We start from the raw sequence: 16,059 nt of genomic DNA on the forward strand, positions 1-16,059 counted from the left end.
GGGACGTGCGGCATAATTGAAGTGGGAATCCGTGCGCGCCTGCGTACGGCTTGTTTTTTTGGGGATGGCACGTGGTTATGGGTTTACGAGTCTGGGCGCTTGCGTGCCTGATGTTGTTGTGCGCCTGTTCGAATGTCGGCGGGTCGAAGGATGAAGCAGCTACGTTGCCGGAAGGTGATCCGGTGGCGGCGGCCATGGGCCGTAGCGAGTACCTGATCGGCCCGAGCGATCTGCTCGCGGTGACGGTATTCCAGATCGAGGACCTCAACCGTGACGTCCGGGTCAACAATGCAGGGCAGATCGCACTCCCGCTGATTGGCGCCGTCGACGTCGCCGGCCACACCGTGGGCGAAGTCGAACAGGACATCTCCGGCCGCTACAAGGCGCGCTACCTGCAGAACCCGCAGGTCACCGTGTTCGTGAAGGAATTCTCCAGCCAGCGCGTGACCGTCGGTGGCGCCGTGAAGAAGCCCGGCATCTACCCGATGACCTCGCGACTGAGCCTGTTGCAGTGCCTGGCGCTGTCGGAAGGCTTCAGCGACGTTGCCAGCCATCGCAACGTGCTGGTGTTCCGCACCATCGGCGGCGAGCGCAAGTACGCGCGCTTCGACGTCGCCGCCATCGAGAAGGGTGAGCAGCCCGATCCGCAGATCTTCGGCGAGGACGTGATCGTGGTGGATACCTCGATGGGTCGCCAGACGCTGCGGACGTTGATCCAGCTGGCGCCGTTCATCGCGGTGTGGAGGTCCTACAATTGAACGCTGTAGCAGAACCCATCGAGTCGCTGCGTCAGGAAGACCGTGACGGCGACGAGATCAACCTTCTCGAGTATTGGCGCATCCTGCGCGAGCGCCAGTGGTGGGTCATCGGCACCGCGTTCGCGGTGGTGTTCCTGACGCTGGTATTCACGCTGCTGGCCACGCCCATCTACCGCGCCGGTTCGACCCTGCAGATCGAGCGCGACACGATGAAGATCGTCGAGTTCGAAGGCCTGCAGCCGACCGAGTCGCCGATGGATCGCGACTTCTACCAGACCCAGTACGAGCTGCTGAAGAGCCGCTCGCTTGCGCGCCGCGTCATCCAGGACCTGCGCCTGACCGCGAACAAGCAGTTCGAAAAGGACATGGCCAAGGTCGACGAGGACCTCACCGACAAGGCCAACGGCCAGGCCGTGTCCGCTTCCACCCGCCAGCAGGCGCGCGAAGCGGCCATGATCGAGCTGGTGCAGGAAGAGCTGGGCATCGAGCCGGTGCGCAACTCGCGCCTGGTCCGCGTCAACTTCGATTCGCCCGATCCGCTGCTGGCTGCGCGCGTGGCCAATGCCTATGCCGACGGCTTCATCGCCAGCAACCTGGAGCGTCGATTCGATGCCTCGTCGTACGCCAAGAAGTACCTGGAAGAACGACTGACACAGCTCAAGGGCAAGCTCGAGGATTCCGAGAAGGAGCTGGTGGCGTTCTCCGAAACCGAGCGGATCGTGTCCGTCGGCGACGACAAGCCTTCGCTCGACGCCCAGAACCTCAGCGATCTCAATGCCGCCCTCGCCGTGGCGCAGGGTTCGCGCATCAAGGCCGAGGCGATGTGGGCCCAGGCCAGCACCGGCAACGGCATGGGCCTGCCGCAGGTCGTCGCCAACCTGCTGATCCAGAAGCTGCGCGAGCAGCGTTCGACGCTGATGGCCGAGTACCAGAACAACCTGGGTACCTACAAGGCCGACTACCCGAACATGGTGCAGTTGAGCAACCAGATCGCCGAAGCCGATCGCCAGATCAATGTGGAAGTCGGCAACATCCGCGACGCCATCCGCGCCGAGTACCAGGCCGCGCTGGCGCAGGAGACGCTGCTTCGCGAGCGCATCACCGGCCTGAAGGGCGACGTGCTCGACCTGCAGAGCCGCTCGATCCAGTACAACATCCTGCGCCGCGAGGCCGAAACCAACCGCCAGCTCTACGACGCGCTGCTGCAGCGCTACAAGGAGATCGGCGTGGCCGGTGGCGTGGGCGCCAACAACATCTCGGTGATCGACCGCGCTGTCGCGCCCGACAAGGCGAACTCGCCGCGCAAGCTGCTCAACCTTGCGGTCGGCATGCTGCTGGGCGGGTTCCTCGGTGTCCTGCTGGCGTTCCTCATGCACCACCTCGACAACACGGTGCATGACCCGAAGGCGCTGGAAGCCATCACCGGACTACCGGTCCTGGGTGCCATCCCGCGCCTGGAGCAGGGCATGACCACGGCCCAGGCGGCCAACGACCTGCGCTCGCCGTTTGCCGAGGCCTACCGCTCGGTGCGCACCGCGCTGCAGTTCGCCACGGTGCATGGCCTGCCGCGCAGCCTGCTGATCACCAGCGCCAGCCCGTCGGAGGGCAAGAGCACCACGGCGCACGAGTTGGCGCGCAACATCGCCCAGCTTGGCAAGCGCGTGGTGCTGGTCGACGCCGACCTGCGCAATCCGTCCGTGCACAAGACCACCGGCCTGTCCTCGGCGATGGGCCTGTCGAACCTGCTGGCAGGCGCGCGCGAACTGGCCGACGTACTGCAGCACCTGCCCAACGAAAAGCTGAGCGTCATCACCTCCGGTCCGCTGCCGCCGAACCCGCCGGAGCTGCTTGCTGGCGATTCGCTGGCCAGGTTGCTCGCGCAATTGCGGGAGCAGTTCGACATGGTGATCCTGGACGGTCCGCCGGTGCTGGGCCTGGCCGATGCACCGCTGCTGGCCAACCAGGCCGAAGCCACCGTCATGGTGGCCGCGGCCGAAGACACCCGCAACGATGCACTGCGCGTTTCGCTGCAGCGCCTGAAGGCCGCGCGTGCCCGAGTCCTCGGCGCCGTGCTGACCCGATTCGACCTCAAGCGCAAGGGCGAAGGCTACGGCTATACCTACTATGCCTACGGCGGCTCGTCCGACTGACCGGCCGCGGGCCGGCCAGCTCCGTCTCGGGGTTGGCCTGCTTGCGGTCACTGCGATGGCCTGGATGGCCTGGCAGCAGGTGCGTGTCGATGCGGATGTCGGCGCTGCGTTCGGTCCCGATCGACGCGTGGCCGCCGCACGTGGACAGGCCGGCGACGCCGACGTGCTTGCCGTGGCCGCGCGTGAAACGCTGCGCGACCGCCCGATCGATGGCGGCGCATTCCGCCTGCTCGGGCTGGCGGCTGCGCTGCAGCCGGACCCCGGCCGCGCGATCGATCTCTACCGCACCGCCGCGCGCCTGTCGCCACGCGACGACATCGCCCAGGCGATGCTGGTCGATGCCTCGTTCGCGCAGGGCAGGGTGGATGAGGGCGTGACCCACGTCGATGCACTGCTGCGCATTGCGCCGCATCTGCGTGAGCCGATGCTGGTTTCGTTGATGCCCTTCACCGGCAATCCCGAACTGCACGCGGCGCTGGTGCGGGTGCTGGCGGCCGATCCGCCGTGGCGCGGAACCCTGGCGCGAGTGCTGCGCACTTCCGACCCGGCGCAGACCGAGGCCCTGCTGTCGGGCCTTAGCCAGACCGTGCCGCTGACGCCTGCCGAGCTGTCGGTGCGGGTCGATGCGCTCACCGCGCTCGGCCAGGCTGCGCGTGCACGCGAGATATGGCTTGCTTCGCTGGCAGAAGATGAAAGGGCGCTCGATGGCCTGCCGTTCGATGGCGGCTTCGAGGGCCAGGACCAGACCGGTGGATTCGGTTGGAAGTGGTCCGACGAACCCGGCGTCAGCATCACCCTCGACGCCATCGACCCGGTGCAGGGGCAGCAATCGCTGCAGGCGGACTTCAGCGGTCGCGCGATGCGATTCATTGGCCCGCGCCAGCGCCTGGCGCTTGCACCGGGGCGTTATGAGCTCAGCAGTGCCGTGGATGACCGGACCGGGTCGCCGCGACGCTTCGCCTGGTTCGTGCAATGCGCGGCCGGGCCGGAGCTTGCGCACGCAAACCTCATGCAACTTGACCTTCCGGCCTCAGCGTCGTCGCACTGGCGGACCGCGCGTGCGACGTTCGATGTGCCGCCTGACTGTCAGGGTCAACAACTGACGCTGCGTCACACCGGCCGGTCGCTGTCCGAACGACAGATCAGTGGCACTTTGCGCGTCGATGACGTGCAACTGAGAAAAGTTCCCAGTGCTGTCACATTGCAAACTGCGTCACGCTCCGAATAGGCTGTCGCAGTGACACATTTCGTGTTGATAGGGAGTTCTAAAGCCATGAAGCAGATTCTGTTTGGTCTGGTCGCTGTCCTCGCATTTGGCGCGGCTTCCGCGCAGACCGCACCGGCCAACGACGCCGCGAAGGATCAGGCCGCTCCGGCCAAGAAGGTCGCTTCGCAGGAGAAGAAGAGCAAGGTCGACGGTTCGACCGTGCTGGCCGTTGGCGCCGGCGTTGCCGCCGCTGCAGCGCTTGCCGGCGGCAGCAGTGGTAGCGACGAGCCGGCACCGGCTCCGAAGCCGCCGAAGCCGTCCAGCCCGTAATGCCTTCGAGCTGCGCCGGACCGTGGGTCCGGTGCAGTGGCGAACGGGTCGCCTCGAGCGGCCCGATCGTCTGAGACGAATCCAATTGAATAGATCCGGAGTTGTGCAATGAAGTCGCTGATTGTTGGGATGTTCGCGTTGACCCTTGCTGGTGGTGCGCTTGCGCAATCGCCGAAGGTACTTGTCCGCTCCAACAGTGGCGACGTGCAGGTCGGTGGCCGCACGGTCGGTGAGGCCAGCAGCGCTGGCGCCGAGGCCGGCGACGTGGTCGTCGTCAACGGCGGCGAAGCGTACGTCACCTATTCCAACGGTTGCACCGTCAAGGTCACCGGCAGCTACACCGTGCAGGACACCGCGCCGGCGAAGTGCCCGAGCCTGGGTAAGACCGGTTCGGACACCAACTACGTCATGGTCGGCTCCGGCATCGCCGTGGCTGCCGGCGCCGTGGCGCTGGCGTCTGGCGGTGGCGACGACGCAAAGCCCGCTCCGGCTCCGCCGAAGCCGTCGAGCCCGTAAGCGCGCACCGCCGTCCACTCAGAACAGAATGGATAGCGACGGGCCGCCGCGTGCGGCCCGTTTGCTGTCAACGAGGTTGAAATGCGTTTGAAGGGCGCCAAGGGGACGCCTGATACGGCCGCCGAACTTGCTGCCGCGCTGCTGTTGACTGCAGTGCTGCTGGCCGGTGGCGGGTCGCGTGGCATCGGCGACGTCATCGTGCACATGGCTGCGCTGCCGGCGCTGCTGCTGGCGCTCATGCGCTGGCAATGGGCGCCTGCATCCAGGCCGCAGCGCGCCATGGCCGTCGTCTGCCTGGGCGCGATCGCACTGGCCGTGCTGCAGTTGATTCCACTGCCTCCCGCGATGCTTTCAATGCTGCCGGGACGTTCGGACGTGCTTGCCGATCTGGCGCAGGCCAGGCAAACGCATGGATGGCTTCCGCTGACGCTGGACCGCTGGGGCACCGTGCGTGCGTTGCTGGCGATGCTGGTGTTCGCGTCGTTCTGGGCGCTGGCGTGCACGCTGACGACGGCGGCAAGGCTACGGCTGCTCAAGCTCGCGCTGGTGCTGGCGACGCTGACGGCGCTGCTGGGCTACGCCCAGTCTGCTGCGGGTACTCATTCCGCGCTGCGCTTCTACGACTATCACCATCCCATCGGCGCGATCGGCCTGTTCGCCAATCGCAATCACTTCGCCTGCCTGATGGCGATGCTGCTGCCTTTCGCCATCGCCCTGGGCGTGCAGAGCCAGACCAGGCGCCGCGTGCCTGCCGCCCTGGCCTGGTATGCGGTCGCGGCGATGCTGTTCCTCGCCGCGGCCCTGAGCTTCTCGCGAACCGGGCTGGCGCTCGCCTGCGCGGCTGCACTGGCCAGCGTCGTGCTGTCGTCGCGGGTCACTGACGCCAGCAAACCTGGCCGCGTACGCCGCTGGGCGCCAATGGCCGCCATTGCGGTGGCCATCGCCGGCATTGCCGTCTACGCATGGGACGGCATCAGCCACCGCCTGCAGCAGGATCCGCTGGAAGACCTGCGCTGGCAGTACCTGCGTTACGGCTGGGACGCCGCGCAGGCGTACCTGCCGTGGGGTAGCGGCTGGGGCAGCTTCAAGTCGGTGTACGCGCCGCTCGAGCCGGTCGCGGCGATGCGCGAGGTGTTCGCGTTGCACGCGCACAACGATGTGTTGGAGACGCTGATCGAGGCCGGCTTGCCAGGAATTGTCCTGATACTGACGCTGTTGGTCACGGTGATCTGCGTCACAAGAAAAAGTCTCATTGATCACACTTTCCACGGGCCGATACTCAGTGCCGCGGCGATTGCCGCGTTTGTCCCGTTGGCGCACTCCCTGGTCGATTACCCGTTGCGGACCCATGCGGTCGCGGTGGTGTTCGCGCTGGTGCTGTCCTTCCTCCTGACGAACGCGAGCGAATCGCGATGACTGGGGGGGTCCGCATGCTGTTCTCGCCAATCCGGCCGGAGTACGCAGTCGAACGTGCGTCATTGAACAAGTTTTCGGCCCTGTTCGGGCTGATGCTGCGCGTGCTCGACATCGCCGTGATTGTTGCGGTCGGCGTGGTTGCCTACTGGCTGCGGTTCGACACGACCGACATGCCGCTGGAGATCCGCCAGGCGGTGGCCCGCGGCGTGTTGTTCACGCTGCTGTCGATGGGTTCGTTTTCGATGTATCGCAGCTGGCGCGGCAAGAGCGTGGTTGCCGAAGCCTTCAAGCTGCTCGGCGTATGGACCGTGGTGTTCCTGCTGGGCATTCTCTATGTGGCGCTGCTGAAGGTGCAGGGCGTGACCTCGCGCCTGTGGTGGGCGTACTGGTTCATTGGCACCGTGCTGGCCTCTGGCGTGGGCAGGCTGGTGTGCCGCAAGGCGGCCGCCTGGGTGCGTGTACGCGGGCTCGATATCTGCACCGCGGTCGTGGTTGGCAGCAACGCCGATGCGGCGCACATCGTGCGCACCCTGGAACGCCAGCGCTGGGCCGGCATCGAAGTGCGCGGCTGGTTCAGCACGGCGGCCGGCATGCAGCCGGCGCTGGCCGGCGTTCCGCATCTGGGCGACCTGGGCGCGCTGGCGCATTACGTCGAGTTGCACCACATCGGCCAGGTCTGGATCGCGTTGCCGGTGAGCGAGCAGGTCGCCATCGACCGCATCGTCACCGACCTGGACCACTCGACGGCCGACATCAAGTTCGTGCCCGACCTGTTCGGCCTGCAACTGCTGAACCACTCCGTCGAGCAGATGGCGGGCCTGCCGGTGATCAACCTGCGCGCGAGTCCGCTCAATGGCGAGGCGCGCCTGCTCAAGGGCGTGCAGGACCGCGTGCTGGGCGCGCTGATCCTGGTCCTGATCTCGCCGCTGCTGTGCCTGATCGCGATCGGTGTGAAGTTGAGCTCGCCCGGGCCGGTGCTGTTCAAGCAGAAGCGCCATGGCCTGGACGGAAAGACGATCAAGGTCTGGAAGTTCCGCAGCATGCGCGTTCATGGCGAGAGCGCGGGCAAGCTGACCCAGGCGACCCGCCACGACCCGCGCGTGACGGCCTTCGGCAGTTTCCTGCGCCGCACCAGCCTCGATGAACTGCCGCAGTTCATCAACGTGATGCAGGGGAAGATGTCGATCGTGGGGCCGCGGCCGCATGCGGTGGAGCACAACCACCACTACAAGGTGATCGTGCAGAACTACATGCAGCGCCATCGCGTGAAGCCGGGGATCACCGGCTGGGCGCAGGTCAATGGCCTGCGTGGAGAGACCGATACCGTCGACAAGATGGCCTCGCGTGTCGAGTACGACCTGCATTACATGCAGAACTGGTCCCTGTTGCTTGATCTTCGCATCATCGCGATGACGGTGGTGAAGGGGTTCATGAGCAGAGCGGCCTACTAGGTGTTGAAGTGCAATGCAAGCTCTGGCGCCGGATCCATAGGGCAGGTAACGGGCACCCGCGTTGCCGGAGTGGCTGCAATCGCCTTTCCGCCGAGACTGGGATCGAACGATGGTCGCAATCTCTACAGCCCCAACAGAATTCAGGTCTGTGGGTACGACGAATTTCTGAACTGGGCGTAGTTGGTTGACTTAGATGAGCCGTGTCTTAGTAGTTGGAATCAACTATGCGCCCGAGCATATCGGAACGGGCAAGTACACGGCCGAAATGTGTGAATGGCTCGCCGCGCGCGGGCACACAGTACGTGTTGTGACCGGCCAGCCTTACTACCCATCGTGGTCAGTTTGGCCGGAGTACCGTTCGTGGCAGATTCGGCATCGACGTCTAAACGGCGTTGATGTTCTCCATTGTCCAATCTGGGTGCCGGCGAAGCCCCGTGGTGTGACCCGAGTTCTGCACCTCGCCACCTTCGCGGTTTCCTCAATGATCGGCTTGATGGCATCAGCCCGGTTCCGGCCTGATCTGGTCATCAACGTTGCCCCAACGCTGGCGAGTGCGCCGGCTGCCTGGCTCTATTCTCGCGCATCCAGGTCGAAATGCTGGCTCCATGTTCAGGATTTTGAAATGGACGCGGCGATCGATATGGGCATGATTCGAATCGGCCGACTGGTGCGAATGACGCGCGCGATCGAACGGTGGCTGTTTCGGCGGTTTGATCGGGTCTCCACCATCTCTGAAGGTATGGCGGCTCGGCTCCAGGCAAAGGGAGTTGCGTCGCCTAAACGAATTCTGTTCCCCAACTGGGTTAACACTCAGGCGATCCATCCTCTGGTAGCTCCCAGCCCGTATCGAGCGGAGATGGGAATACCGGAAGACGCGGTCGTTGCGCTTTACTCGGGGAACATGGCAATGAAACAGGGGCTTGAGCTTCTATCGGAAACAGCCAAGGCCCTGAGAGGTCGAGGCGACTTGTACTTTGTCTTTGGTGGGGCCGGGCCCGGTCGGGAACGCCTTGAGATCGAATGTCGTGACTTGCCGAATGTGAGAGTCGCGGAACTGCAGCCGATGGAGCGCCTGAACGACTGGTTGGGACTGGCTGACATACACCTGCTGCCTCAACTTGATTGTGTTGAGGATCTCGTGATGCCGTCCAAGTTGACGGGGATGCTGGCCAGCGGGCGCCCAGTCCTGGGCACGTGCGCGACTGGAAGCAGTCTCGCCCGTACCCTGGAGCACGTCGGTGTTGCGACGGAGCCTGGGGTCGTTCAAGACTTCGTGTCTTCCTTGTTGGACCTTGTGGGTGACAAAGCGCGTCGCGACAAGCTTGGTGCAGCGGCTAGGGCGTTGGCGGTGAAGGACATCTCCAATGCAGCTGTCCTTGCTGATTTTGAATCGGAAATGAAGCAATTGATCGCGGGGTCGCGCGCACCATGATTGTTCGTCGACGCACCATTGATGCCATGAAGGTCGTGCTTGCCTTCATCCTCCTGTACTTCGATGCAGGCGTGGCCGTGGGTGACTTTCGACTCCCATCGGCAACATCGCTTCTGGTTCCGCTCCTGCTTGGCGGCTCCTTGCAGGCCTTGCGTGCATCTGTACCGCCCCTTATGGCGCTCTGTGCGATCGCAATTGTCTCGTTGATTGCCACGCCCGCGTCGCCTCCTGTCGACAAGATTGTGTCAAGTTGGGTCCAGACTTCGGTATCCATTGTCATTTCAATGGTGGTGCTTCGGTGGACGATGAGGGTGCGACCCGCGGCTTTGTCCGCGAGCATGCTGCTCGTGTCACTCCTCATGTTTCTAGTCATTGCATTGGAGTACTTCGGGCCGCTTGCTGAAATGTCGAGCCGCGTTGGTGAGTACATCTACTCTTCAGGCGTCGGATTCTCTTACTACGGAAGCGGTGAGTTCAGTCTCGAGCGGGACATCACGCTGGCCGGTACTCGACGGCCAACCGCGTTCGCCGCCGAGCCATCGATCGCCGCAATCGGAGTATCCGTGGCGGTCGTCGCTAGCTTGTCGTCGAATCGCTCTCATCGATGGCTGCTCGCGGCGATCGCCGTGTTGTTCTGCTGCTGGTACATGCTCCGGAGCCCAATTCCCATCGGTGCGGCGATTGTCTGTGCAGTCATGGTCGCGAAAGGGAAGTCGTATCCATTGAAAAGGGTCCTGCAGATAGGAAGCATCTCGATCCTGGGACTTGCCGGATTGCTGTTGGTTTCAGAGCGACTGCTGAGACTCTTCTCCTCACCAGAAGCAATCGCGGAAAGCTCGGAAGGTATTCGATTGGCCCTTCCTCTGGTGAATACGCTCCAGTCTTGGCTAGGAGGTGCCTGGCTGGGAGCCGGTCCAGGTGCGCAGTACGACCTTTCCTATGTCGCGAGTTTGAATCCATTTCAGAGTACTCAGTTCGGGACAAACGCGTGGATGCTCGGGCTGTTCTATTACGGGCCAATCCTCTTCCCTGCGTTCGTTTACCTTTACTCCCGCTGCATTCGGCTGCAGGCCCGGCCTGCGAGGATTGGTGTGGAGCTTTGGTGCTACTCCCTCTTCCTGGGGTGTGCGCTTGGCGCGCTTGAATCACCACGATTGTTCGGCTTTATTGCGATGCTCGTTGGCTATTCGGTGGCATTCTCCAGTCCGAGAGCGGCGAAATGATCAACCCCGATAGAAGTTTTGGTTTCGTGATCGACGGGTCAGAGAGCTACGGTGTGAGTCGCTTCGTAACCTCTCTCGTCGCGTGCCTGCTGGAGCGTGGAGTGGAGTGTCACGTGTACTCGCTATCTGGCGGGTCATTGGCTGATCAATGCGAGAAACTCGGTGCAAAGGTGGAGCGTTCGGGTCCTGGCAAATCACCGAACTTCCAGTCGGGTCTGCGCGGACTATATTCCGTCGTTCGGCTCGTGCTGTTTGGCATTTGCGCCACCAGCAGAGTTCGCGCTTGGGTAAGGCGGAGGAATGTCGACGTAGTCGTTGTTCGCATGCCGAACTTGGTCTTCTTGGCAGGTATTAGCGCGTACAACTGCGGCAAGAGGGCGTACTGGATCATGCCGAACGAAGTTAGTTCGAGGTATCCGCTGAACCTGAACAAGCGCATTTACGACTGGTTCTTCTCCCGCTTCAGGGTTGTACCCATCGCGAACAGCCGATACACCGCAACGACCCTGATGAATCGCAGAGTTGAGGCAAGGGTGATGCACCTGGGTATCGAATCTAAGAGTTTCGAATGCGGGGCGTTTGTTCCAGAAGAGCGAGCGAGCTTCGGATTGCATGGCGAGGATGTCGTTTTCGGAGTGTTTGCCAGGCTGGTTCCCGAGAAGGGTCAAGAGGAGCTGATTCGGGCTCTTGCGGGAATCATCAGTCGGCACAGAGTGAAAGTCCTGATAGTTGGTGGTCCGACCGATGGTGCGTTCGCGGATTGCCTCAAGAGCGTCGCAACGGAAGTTTCGGTAAGTTCGGACGTGATCTTTGCCGGTGCAGTTCGGGATGTCAGACCTCTTTATGCCATGTGCGACGTGGTCGTTAACTCGCGCATTGATGCGGAACCATTTGGGCTCTCCGTTATCGAGGGGATGATGCTGGGTAAGCCAGTGCTCGCGCATGCTGCCGGCGGCCCCGGAGAGACCGTGGTCGATGGAGTTACAGGCTGGCTCGTTCGTGATCCGTCGGTGGAAGCGTTTCGGAACGGTATGATGCGAGCGTTGGCCGACCGACGCAGATGGCCTCAGATGGGCCAAGATGCAAGAGCGCATGCGTGCGAGCATTTCAGCATTGAAGCCGCTGTGGATCGGCTCGAACTGATTGTGGAGAGGACGGAGCAAGGCGCCGATCGTGCACGAGAGGCCTTGGCATGATAGATCGCCCGTGGGTAGTCTTGGCTCCACATCTGAGTATTCCGGCGATGAATGGAGCGGATATCCTGATCCTCGGACGATGGCTCGCTCTTAGTCGCCACTGCAATCAGGTGTTTCTCGTTGCCCAGGACTCAATCTATCGTCTAGGCGATGGGCGCATTGTCCATCTCGAGCGCTTCGAGAATCGGAACCGAAGCAAGTCTTGGGCGGCACTCAGAACATTGTTGCGTCAGAGTCACTACCTCTACGAGAAGTTCGTGACGCCGAGGTATCAGGCGGCGGTGTCTTCGGTACTTTCAGGTTTGGTGCAGCCTCGGCTTGTCTGTAGTTTCCCGTCCGTTGGTATCTGGGCGGCTGACGCTTACTCGGCGTACTGTTCAGAAGCTTCCGAACCCTGCCTCATAGAAACCCATAACGACGAAGTCAAATGGTTCCGGGAGATGGCCGCATCTGGCCCGAATCCCCTGTCGAGACTGGTTGCGTACTGCAGTCTCCGGTGGTTGAGGAAAAGGCTCCCCTCGGTCATTCGCTCGGCGCGATTCATTCACGTTGCGTCGGCTGACGAGCAGGGTTATGAACGCGAGTTCGGAACCCATGACTCATTTGTCATTCCCGTTGGAGTCGAAGTGCCGGCGGAAGCGTTATCCAGGATCAGCGGTTCCGATGTGGTTCGTCTGTTGTTCATCGGATCGCTCGGGGTCAAGATGAATCTCGATGCGCTTCGTTACTTTGCGTCGACATTCGAGCCGGTCATTGCTTCTGGGCTGGGTGAGCGGCTCAACGTGTGCGTAGCGGGATCTTGTCCAAGTGTGGAGATTGTGCGTCTTTGCGAAGAGAGGGGATGGGAGTTGCAGTCAGATCTGACTGACCAAGGCATGTCGAACGTGCTTGCTCGAGCGGATTTCACCATCATGCCGTTCGCCTATCTGAATGGCGGAAAGCTGAAGCTCCTGAAGAGCTTGGCCCATGGCATACCGGTTCTGGCAACCTCAGGCGTCCAAGGTCAGCTGAATGCAGCGCTGCCGCGATCGGTGTTCTCGGACAAACCTGAGGATTGGCTGCACGAGTGCGAGCGCTTGTTGTTCGAGCCAATCTCGGATTCTGAGACCGACCAACTTGTACGAGCTACTCAGCCTTACTCTTGGAGCGAGCTTGCCCGGCAAATGCTTCCTGTGATGGGAATTGGCTGACGAAATGCGATTCCTGGTAATTCTTCCGGTTGCCGTGTTGCTCGCATCCGTGAGCTCATTTGTCGTTCAGCTGATCGTGCCTCATTACCTTGACCCGGCACAGTACAGTCAGTTCTCGCTGTCCTGGAGCCTGGGGCAGTTGATCGTGGCGAGTGCTTACGAGTGGTTGCGGGTTTCGATGTTGCGTTACGCAGGTGGCAACGCGCAGCTGGCCTCAATCAGGGTTGGTACGCTTCGTGCGATGTACTTGATTGTGGGGGCGGCACTGTTGGCGCTGGGCGGAGCGTTGCTGGTGGGGCACGCACTCTGCGGGTGGCAGCTATGGGTGGCTGCCGCGTGCGTCTATGCGTGCTGCCAAGGGTTGTTCGATGGGTCCCAGGCTTATCTGAGGGCCGTGGGGAAGAACGGCAAGCTAGCTTCGCTGATGGTACTTAGGGCGCTGGCTGGCCTAGTGTTCGTCTGGATAAGCGCGAAGTTGTTTGGCGCTGGAGTTGCCGTCGTGTTCGCGCTGGCGCTTTCTTTTCCTATCGCACTTGGGGGCGCAGTTCGACGTTGGCGAGATTGGTCCGTCGACGGCATTGATCCGGTGCAACTGAGCTTCCTGTTTCGATTCGGCTCGCTGGCGGCGCTGTCGTCGATTGCGTCGGCCGCGCTGCAGTTCGTCGCTCGCGCGACCATCTCATCGGATGCCGTCGCGGAAACCGCGGGCGCGTTGTTTGCATTCGATCTGAGCCTTCGAGTTCTCCTGGTTCTCGGGGCGGCAGCCAATATCGTCATTCTTCAGCGGACAATCGCGAGTGCCGACTCTGGTCGAGGAGAGGCCGCCTACGCCGATCAGATGTTCCTGGCCGCAGCTGTGATCCTTCCCGCAGGCGTTGGGTTGATGTCGGTGGTTGGCGACTTCACCTCTGCAATTGTGCCTGTCGCCTATGAGCGGGGATTTGAATCGTCCATCTCTCTGTCTGTCGCGTTTGCCACGCTGCTCGCCTTTCGTACATTCGGTGTCGATTCGCTGTTCGTGATATCGGGAGACTCCCGGTTGGGGCTGCTCTCGCCAGTCCTGGCACTGCTTCTGGTTGGATTGGGTGCGTCATTCTTGAGGGGTAGTCCGACTCGCATCTTGTTGCTACTCATCATCGCCCTGGTCGTGAGTTTGGCCGTGGCCTGCATAGTCGCGAGACGAAGCTTGGTGTTTCGCATGCCAGTCAGGGCAATACTGATGGTCCTGGTGGCGTGCGTTCCAATTTATGCCGTATCTGCCGGACTGCCCATGTCTCAAGGCCTGGATCGAGCAGTTGTCGTGACTGGGCTTGGCGCTTCCATGTACGTAGGAATGATGTATTTGTTCAATATTGGTTGCTGCAGAGACTTGATCCGCCGTACGGCGTGATCACCCGGAGCGCGTGGCGCTGTGTTTGTGTCACTCAAACTCCGCAAACGGCTGCCTGATCAACGCATGCACGCGCAACCCCGGGTGCTGATCGGCCAGCTTCAGCGCGCCGCTCAACGCCACCACGCGATCCGAGATATTGGTCAGCCCGTTGTTCGCGCGCATGCCGTCAACGCCACCAATCCCATCGTCACTGACATGGATGAACAACCAGATCGCATCATTGCGCAGGTTGATGCGCAGCCGCACTTCGCATCTACTGGCGCGGGCATGGCGCACCACATTGGTCACCGCTTCCTGCACCACCCGGTAGGCCGCGTTGCGGTGCACCGGCGCCAGCATCGACAGCAGCCGCGCGTCGCCTTCGAGGTGGGAGGCGAACGCGAGCCCGGCTTCTTCGACCAGGCGACGGATCTGGCCACGTTCGATCGACGCGTACAAGCCCAGTTCGTCCAGGGCCGCCGGGCGCAGTGATTCCAGCACCGAGCCGATATTGCGGCGCATGTTGCGGGTCAGTTCCAGCAGGTTGTCGACCACGGCACTGCGCCCGCTCGCGATGAAATCACGCTGGGCCAGCTTGAGGTGCGTCTGCAGCGCGGTCAGGTTCTGACCGAACTCGTCGTGCAGGTCGGCGGCCAGGCGTCGGCGTTCGCGCTCTTCGGCCTGCAGGTTGCGCAGCGCCGAGGCGTGCAGTTGCGAGGTCAGCACGGCAGCCTGCGCATTGGCCTGACGGAGCAGGGCGGTGCCGCGGCGCATGTCGTCTATGGCGGCACCGAACAGGAGCGCCATCGCTCCGGTGATGGCGATGAACATCTGCAGGCGGATCGGCGTGTAGACCGGCAGGCCAACGTGCTCCTCCACGGCAATGGCGATGCTGGCCACCAGCACCGACAGCGCCGCACCGCGCCAGCCGTGGCGCATGGCGAACACCACCACCGCGACCATCAGCAGCAGTCGCAGCAGTTCACCCAGGTTGCTGCCGGGCCGGCTGAGGCTCAGTACCAGGTACAGGGCCATGGTCGGCAACAGGTAGCGGATCGCGCTGGTGATGATCGGCTTGGACGGCGAGTAGTGCGCCGGCTCGTCGATCCACGCGCCCAGCGGCACGATCAGGATGCAGCCGATGAAGTTGCCCAGGAAGTTCTTCAGCAGGTAGGCGGCCAGCATCGCAAGCACGCTGGGGCCGGCCAGCGGCGCGATGTCGATGACCTGGGCCAGCCGCATGTCGCCGACCCGGCCGTCAATCAGCGCATACACCAGGTCCTTGCTGACCACGGCCAGCGCGGAGACCGCGGTGGCCAGGTGGATCCGGGTCATGGACTCCAGGTTCATGGCGTCTTTCGGGAAGACCCGCCAGTGCTGCAGCAGGATCACGCCGGTGGCGAGCAGGAACGGTTCCAGGAGGTTGTCCAGCACAAACTGCAGCGGGCCGGGCCAATACAGCATGAAGTCCCCCGGCACGCCGGAGGTGATGCTGATGGCCACGCCGTTGATCGTGCGCGCGAGCACCGCGCCGGCGAACAACCAGGGCCACCAGCGCCGCGGTATGCACCACAGGGCGGTGAACAGGACGCCGTTGGCGACCATCCAGTGGAAGAAGCCCGCGAGCCCCAACGGCACGTACACCGCGATCACCGCGATCATGGCCACCAGGCCAATGGCGACCTCGCGTATCGCGCCGCCGGAGCGCGTGCCCTTCTCGACGGCGAGGGGGCGCGGCGGGGAAGCCGGGCGTGGCGGGTCGGATGGGCGCAGAGTCTGGTTCATCGGCAGGCAGATTACCCGGTGCCCATGGGCCGG

The 16,059-nt window shown here is 62.8% G+C and carries 12 protein-coding genes and 2 pseudogenes; 13 read left to right on the plus strand and 1 reads right to left on the minus strand.

What is annotated here, in order from left to right:
* The first annotated feature begins 77 nt into the window (after positions 1-77).
* From AB4Y64_RS09095 to AB4Y64_RS09155, 13 genes and pseudogenes are all read left to right on the plus strand, one after another.
* Positions 78-758: a polysaccharide biosynthesis/export family protein gene (locus AB4Y64_RS09095; RefSeq protein WP_441816123.1), complete on the plus strand. Its 681-nt coding sequence runs from the start codon at positions 78-80 to the stop codon at positions 756-758.
* Positions 755-2,140 (plus strand): annotated as a pseudogene (locus AB4Y64_RS09100) (GumC family protein); the annotation flags it as partial. The gene AB4Y64_RS09095 and the pseudogene AB4Y64_RS09100, both read left to right, overlap by 4 nt.
* A gap of 141 nt (positions 2,141-2,281) precedes the next feature.
* Positions 2,282-2,908: pseudogene (locus AB4Y64_RS09105) on the plus strand (CpsD/CapB family tyrosine-protein kinase); the annotation flags it as partial.
* Between the two features lie 55 nt (positions 2,909-2,963).
* A complete protein-coding gene (locus AB4Y64_RS09110) occupies positions 2,964-4,136 on the plus strand; it encodes a hypothetical protein (protein WP_441816124.1) in 1,173 nt (390 codons plus the stop codon).
* Between the two features lie 45 nt (positions 4,137-4,181).
* Positions 4,182-4,445 carry a hypothetical protein gene (locus tag AB4Y64_RS09115; protein WP_441816125.1) on the plus strand — a complete coding sequence of 88 codons (264 nt, stop codon included), beginning with the start codon at positions 4,182-4,184 and terminating at the stop codon, positions 4,443-4,445.
* A gap of 108 nt (positions 4,446-4,553) precedes the next feature.
* The gene (locus AB4Y64_RS09120) at positions 4,554-4,961 is read left to right on the plus strand and encodes a hypothetical protein (RefSeq protein ID WP_441816126.1); all 408 of its coding nucleotides are present in this window, start codon (positions 4,554-4,556) and stop codon (positions 4,959-4,961) included.
* A gap of 81 nt (positions 4,962-5,042) precedes the next feature.
* Positions 5,043-6,377 carry an O-antigen ligase family protein gene (locus tag AB4Y64_RS09125; protein WP_441816127.1) on the plus strand — a complete coding sequence of 445 codons (1,335 nt, stop codon included), beginning with the start codon at positions 5,043-5,045 and terminating at the stop codon, positions 6,375-6,377.
* A 62-nt stretch (positions 6,378-6,439) separates the two neighbouring features.
* On the plus strand, positions 6,440-7,828 hold the full coding sequence (locus tag AB4Y64_RS09130) for an undecaprenyl-phosphate glucose phosphotransferase (RefSeq protein WP_441816128.1): 1,389 nt from the start codon (positions 6,440-6,442) through the stop codon (positions 7,826-7,828).
* Between the two features lie 193 nt (positions 7,829-8,021).
* Complete coding sequence (locus tag AB4Y64_RS09135; RefSeq protein ID WP_441816129.1) at positions 8,022-9,260, plus strand: WcaI family glycosyltransferase; 1,239 nt, start codon at positions 8,022-8,024, stop codon at positions 9,258-9,260.
* Between the two features lie 26 nt (positions 9,261-9,286).
* Positions 9,287-10,483, plus strand: a complete 1,197-nt coding sequence (locus AB4Y64_RS09140) for a hypothetical protein (RefSeq protein ID WP_441816130.1) — start codon at positions 9,287-9,289, stop codon at positions 10,481-10,483.
* Complete coding sequence (locus tag AB4Y64_RS09145; protein WP_441816131.1) at positions 10,480-11,679, plus strand: glycosyltransferase family 4 protein; 1,200 nt, start codon at positions 10,480-10,482, stop codon at positions 11,677-11,679. Before AB4Y64_RS09140 ends, AB4Y64_RS09145 begins: the two co-directional genes overlap by 4 nt.
* 47 nt (positions 11,680-11,726) lie before the next feature.
* Positions 11,727-12,869, plus strand: coding sequence for a glycosyltransferase (locus tag AB4Y64_RS09150; protein ID WP_441816132.1), 1,143 nt, complete (start codon positions 11,727-11,729; stop codon positions 12,867-12,869).
* A 4-nt stretch (positions 12,870-12,873) separates the two neighbouring features.
* Entirely contained in the window at positions 12,874-14,259 is a 1,386-nt protein-coding gene (locus AB4Y64_RS09155; protein ID WP_441816133.1) for a hypothetical protein, read from the plus strand.
* Between the two features lie 30 nt (positions 14,260-14,289).
* Here AB4Y64_RS09155 and AB4Y64_RS09160 read toward each other — a convergent pair whose 3' ends face one another.
* Complete coding sequence (locus tag AB4Y64_RS09160) at positions 14,290-16,026, minus strand: histidine kinase (protein ID WP_441816134.1); 1,737 nt, start codon at positions 16,024-16,026, stop codon at positions 14,290-14,292.
* Positions 16,027-16,059: the final 33 nt, after the last annotated feature.

This window comes from Lysobacter sp. TAF61 (genome assembly GCF_052113485.1).
In the GTDB taxonomy this organism is placed as follows: Bacteria; Pseudomonadota; Gammaproteobacteria; order Xanthomonadales; family Xanthomonadaceae; genus Lysobacter_J.

Coding starts and splice junctions, on each gene's coding strand:
- AB4Y64_RS09095 (WP_441816123.1), top strand. CDS start 78: ATGGGTTTACGAGTCTGGGCGCTTGCGTGCCTGATGTTGTTGTGCGCC.
- AB4Y64_RS09110 (WP_441816124.1), top strand. CDS start 2,964: ATGGCCTGGATGGCCTGGCAGCAGGTGCGTGTCGATGCGGATGTCGGC.
- AB4Y64_RS09115 (WP_441816125.1), top strand. CDS start 4,182: ATGAAGCAGATTCTGTTTGGTCTGGTCGCTGTCCTCGCATTTGGCGCG.
- AB4Y64_RS09120 (WP_441816126.1), top strand. CDS start 4,554: ATGAAGTCGCTGATTGTTGGGATGTTCGCGTTGACCCTTGCTGGTGGT.
- AB4Y64_RS09125 (WP_441816127.1), top strand. CDS start 5,043: ATGCGTTTGAAGGGCGCCAAGGGGACGCCTGATACGGCCGCCGAACTT.
- AB4Y64_RS09135 (WP_441816129.1), top strand. CDS start 8,022: ATGAGCCGTGTCTTAGTAGTTGGAATCAACTATGCGCCCGAGCATATC.
- AB4Y64_RS09140 (WP_441816130.1), top strand. CDS start 9,287: ATGAAGGTCGTGCTTGCCTTCATCCTCCTGTACTTCGATGCAGGCGTG.
- AB4Y64_RS09145 (WP_441816131.1), top strand. CDS start 10,480: ATGATCAACCCCGATAGAAGTTTTGGTTTCGTGATCGACGGGTCAGAG.
- AB4Y64_RS09150 (WP_441816132.1), top strand. CDS start 11,727: ATGAATGGAGCGGATATCCTGATCCTCGGACGATGGCTCGCTCTTAGT.
- AB4Y64_RS09155 (WP_441816133.1), top strand. CDS start 12,874: ATGCGATTCCTGGTAATTCTTCCGGTTGCCGTGTTGCTCGCATCCGTG.
- AB4Y64_RS09160 (WP_441816134.1), bottom strand. CDS start 16,026: ATGAACCAGACTCTGCGCCCATCCGACCCGCCACGCCCGGCTTCCCCG.